The organism is Vibrio genomosp. F10 str. 9ZD137, from assembly GCF_049974785.1.
GTDB lineage: Bacteria > Pseudomonadota > Gammaproteobacteria > Enterobacterales > Vibrionaceae > Vibrio.
The window spans coordinates 1-3,986 of the sequence record NZ_JBNGCJ010000692.1; the positions used below are offsets into that span (position 1 = coordinate 1).

6 protein-coding genes and 1 pseudogene are annotated in these 3,986 nt (G+C 44.1%); all 7 read left to right on the forward strand.

The window, feature by feature from the left end:
• On the forward strand, nt 1-883 hold an 883-nt coding region (gene cydB, locus ACP45E_RS16570; protein WP_069585281.1), incomplete at its 5' end, for a cytochrome d ubiquinol oxidase subunit II.
• Nucleotides 884-895: 12 nt separating this feature from the next.
• The gene (cydX, locus tag ACP45E_RS16575; protein WP_017034871.1) at nt 896-1,003 is read left to right on the forward strand and encodes a cytochrome bd-I oxidase subunit CydX; all 108 of its coding nucleotides are present in this window, start codon (nt 896-898) and stop codon (nt 1,001-1,003) included.
• 202 nt (nt 1,004-1,205) lie between these two features.
• A complete protein-coding gene (gene ybgC, locus ACP45E_RS16580; RefSeq protein ID WP_017034872.1) occupies nt 1,206-1,637 on the forward strand; it encodes a tol-pal system-associated acyl-CoA thioesterase in 432 nt (143 codons plus the stop codon).
• On the forward strand, nt 1,627-2,310 hold the full coding sequence (gene tolQ / locus ACP45E_RS16585; protein WP_017034873.1) for a protein TolQ: 684 nt from the start codon (nt 1,627-1,629) through the stop codon (nt 2,308-2,310). The genes ybgC and tolQ overlap by 11 nt, the downstream gene beginning before the upstream one ends.
• A 2-nt stretch (nt 2,311-2,312) precedes the next feature.
• Complete coding sequence (locus ACP45E_RS16590) at nt 2,313-2,756, forward strand: ExbD/TolR family protein (protein WP_017034874.1); 444 nt, start codon at nt 2,313-2,315, stop codon at nt 2,754-2,756.
• Between the two features lie 13 nt (nt 2,757-2,769).
• Nucleotides 2,770-3,819: a cell envelope integrity protein TolA gene (gene tolA / locus ACP45E_RS16595; protein ID WP_017037323.1), complete on the forward strand. Its 1,050-nt coding sequence runs from the start codon at nt 2,770-2,772 to the stop codon at nt 3,817-3,819.
• A 20-nt stretch (nt 3,820-3,839) separates the two neighbouring features.
• Nucleotides 3,840-3,986 (forward strand): annotated as a pseudogene (locus ACP45E_RS16600) (Tol-Pal system beta propeller repeat protein TolB); the annotation flags it as partial.

Genomic DNA, 3,986 nt, shown 5'->3' on the forward strand with positions numbered 1-3,986 from the left:
GTTTTACCTTGCGATGATGGTGACGCTGGCAGCGTTGTGGTTGCGACCACTCGGTTTGGATTACCGTTCAAAAATTGAAGATCCAAAGTGGCGCAAATCATGGGATATCGGTATTTCGATCAGCGGATTTGTGCCACCGATCATATTTGGTGTTGCTTTTGGTAACCTTCTACAAGGTGTTCCCTTTGAGTTCAACGATTTTATGATGGTGACCTACCACGGTTCGTTTTTTGGCTTGCTTAACCCATTTGCATTGCTATGTGGTCTTGTTAGCTTGTCTATGATCTTGCTGCAAGGAATGACCTGGCTGCAAATGAAGACTACCGATGAAGTGCATTCACGAGCTCGCTCTATTGCGCAAATCATGGGTTTGGTTGTTGTGGTCACGTTTGTGGCGGCAGGAGTTTGGATTCAGAATATCGAAGGCTACGTAGTGACAAGTATTATCGATACTAATGCGCCTTCTAACCCGCTAAACAAAGAAGTGATCCGAGAAGCGGGCGCTTGGATGAGCAACTTTTATGCGTATCCAGCCATGTGGTTAGCGCCAATAACGGGTATCGTTGGTGCCCTGTTAGCGGTGTTGTTTGCTAAAATTGACCGAGCTGGCTTTGCATTTCTGTCTTCCAGTTTAGCGAATACGGGTATTATTCTGACGGCTGGCTTTGCCATGTTCCCGTTTGTGATGCCTTCAGATTTGCTTCCAAACCACAGTTTAACGATGTGGGATGCAACGTCGAGTGAGCTGACTCTTAACTTAATGACAGCCGTCGCATTTGTTATGGTACCTGTTATCTTGGCCTACACAACGTGGACGTACTACAAAATGTTTGGCCGTATCAATAACCAGTTTATCGAAGATAACAAAAACTCACTTTATTAAGGAGCGTAACGCATGTGGTATTTTGCATGGATTTTAGGCATTTTACTTGCCTGTGCATTTGGCATCATTAACGCTCTTTGGTTAGAGCATTCAGAAATGATGGATAAAGATAGCGAATAACAGAGAGACCGCTTGGTTTCATTTGTAATGATGAGACATAAGTCGATACAATTTTTGCTACTAAATGATGAAATAACATCCAAGTTAGCGCTACCTCTTTGAGGCAGCGCTAATTTTTTATCTGAAAGGGAGCAAAACCATTGATAGCACTTGTACTAATAGTGATAACTTGCGTTATAGTACATCCAATATTTAATTGATAATGGGTATTACTTTGCATCCAAGTGCCTCAGTTTTTAGCTGGCCAGTCACGGTCTATTACGAAGACACAGACGCTGGGGGAGTGGTATACCATTCTAATTATCTGAAATATTTTGAACGTGCACGAACCGAAATGCTTCGAAGTATTGGGGTCTCACAACACCGCTTACTTGAAGAGAATATCGGGTTTGTCGTGCGACATATGGATATCGACTTTTTGCAGGGCGCCCGCCTTGATGAGCAACTCAATGTGGTTACCACCATCGCAGTAAAGAAAAAAGCATCAATGACCTTCTGTCAAGAGATCGTAAATCTCGACGGGAAGACATTGTGTAAAGCGACGGTTAAGGTAGCATGTATCGATAATGTGAAAATGAGGCCAAAAGCAATGCCTCAATCTATAGCTTTGGAGTTAATAGAAAGTGACTGCTGATATTTCGTTTGTAGAACTGATACTAGAAGCCAGTATTCTAGTTCAATTAGTTATGTTGATTTTGCTTGGCATGTCAGTCGCTTCTTGGGCAATGATCATTAAGCGCAGTAAAATTTTGTCTCAAGCTTCCAAAGACAGCGAATCATTTGAAGATAAATTCTGGTCAGGTACGGATCTCGCGGTTCTTTATCAAGACGTTAAAAAAAGAAAAGATAATCTTTCGGGCACAGAAGAGATTTTTTATTCTGGCTTTACCGAGTTTGCTCGCCTGCGTAAATCCAATGCAGATTCACCCGCATTTATCATGGAAGGAACAGGTCGTGCGATGCGCGTAGCTGTTGCAAGAGAAGTTGATGACCTAGAGACTAACTTGCCTTTCTTGGCTACCGTCGGTTCTATTAGTCCATACATTGGCCTATTTGGTACGGTATGGGGGATCATGCACGCCTTCATCGCATTGGGTGAGGTTAAGCAAGCAACATTGTCTATGGTTGCGCCGGGTATCGCCGAAGCACTTATTGCTACAGCAATGGGCTTATTTGCCGCGATTCCAGCTGTCATGGCTTACAACCGCTTTAGCAGTAATGTCGGTAAACTTGAGCATAACTACGCGACCTTCTCTGAAGAATTCCACAGTATTTTGCACCGCCAAGCAATGGCAGGTAGGGATTAACCATGGCGGGTTATCAACCAAAAAAACGTAAGATGACAGCGGAAATAAACGTTGTACCCTACATCGATGTTATGTTGGTTTTGCTGATCATATTCATGGCAACCTCACCATTTGTGACGCAGGGGGTCGATGTCGAATTACCACAAACGAGCAGTGCAAAAGCCGCATCGGAACTTGCTGGTGACACCGATAGCAGCTTTATCATCGTAGAGATTGATAAAGATGGTGTCTTAGGTTTGAGCGTGAACGACGAAGAAGTTCAGCGTGGCATTTCAATGCAGGATGCGATCATTCGAGTCAAAGCAGAACTGTCGATTAAACCTGACTCACCGGTTGCGGTCGGTGGTGATGCAGCAACACCGTATGCAGATATCGTGTTAGTGCTTGATGAACTAAGCCGTGCAGGTATCCCTAAGGTTGGCCTGTTAACGGAATTAAGGGATTAGATCCGCATTACTCATGAAAGAAACTAACTCAAAAAACAGTAATTATCGGAATCCCATTGTTATTTCTTTAGCAATGCACATCGTGCTGATTGTTGCTTTGCTTTGGGGCTCAGACTTTAGCATGTCAGAGCCTGAAACTAGTGGTCAGATGGTTCAAGCGGTTGTTATCGACCCGAACCTGGTCAAACAGCAGGCGCAAAAAATTCGTAGCCAGCGAGAAGAGGCGGCGAAAAAAGAACAAACTCGTTTAGATAAGCTAAAGAGAGAGAGCGAGCAGCTAGAAAAGAATCGCAAAGCGGAAGAAGAACGCATTCGCAAATTGAAAGAACAACAAGCGGCAGAAGCCAAGGCAACCCGTGAAGCTGAGAAAAAACGCGCTGCGGTCGAGAAAGAACGCAAAGCGGAAGAAGCCCGAGTTAAGAAAGAGCGAGAGAAAGCCAAAAAGTTAGAAGCTGAACGCAAGCTAAAAGAGGCTGAAAATAAGCGAGCAGAAGAAGAGCGAATAGCGAAACAAAAAGCAGCGATTGCCAAGGCTGAACAAGAACGCCTTGTCCAAGAAAAAGCAGCAAAAGAAGCAAAAGAAGCAGCGGAACGGGCGGAGAAAGCTCGAATTGCAGAAGAAAAGGCCGCAAAAGAGGCGGCAGAAAAAGCTCGCCAAGAAAAGCTTCGTTTAGAGCAACTTGAAAAAGAACGCAAAGAGCAAGAAGCTGCGTTGAATGATATTTTCGCAGGTATGGAAACGGAGAATGAGCGCAATTCTTCGGCGCAATCAAAATTTGCCCAATCAGAAGCCGCTCGTTACGGCAATATGTATAAGCAAATGATCGAACAAAACCTGCTGATCGAGGACAGCTTTAAGGGAAAGTCTTGTCGAGTTAACCTTCGCTTGATACCCGCAGGCGACAATGCTCTATTGGGAAGATTATCGATTGTCAACGGTGATGATCGCTTATGTGCAGCAACGAAAAGAGCAGTAGCAAAAGTAAATTCGTTTCCACTGCCGGTTGATCAGCCCAGTGTCGTTGAACGATTGAAAGACATTAATTTAACCGTTGAACTGTAACAATCATAAAGGAAAAGCGAGTGATTAAGCGAATAATTTTAGGATGTTTGTTGTTACTATCGAGCTCAGTTCAATTAGCCAATGCGGCACTTGAGCTGGTTATTACTGATGGTATCGATTCCGCAAGACCCATCGCCGTTGTGCCATTCCAATGGCAAGGTGAAAAG

What these genes read in the sequence shown, in the direction of transcription:
- cydX (WP_017034871.1), top strand. Translation starts at nt 896, where the DNA reads ATGTGGTATTTTGCATGGATTTTAGGCATTTTACTTGCCTGTGCATTT.
- ybgC (WP_017034872.1), top strand. Translation starts at nt 1,206, where the DNA reads ATGGGTATTACTTTGCATCCAAGTGCCTCAGTTTTTAGCTGGCCAGTC.
- ACP45E_RS16590 (WP_017034874.1), top strand. Translation starts at nt 2,313, where the DNA reads ATGGCGGGTTATCAACCAAAAAAACGTAAGATGACAGCGGAAATAAAC.
- tolA (WP_017037323.1), top strand. Translation starts at nt 2,770, where the DNA reads ATGAAAGAAACTAACTCAAAAAACAGTAATTATCGGAATCCCATTGTT.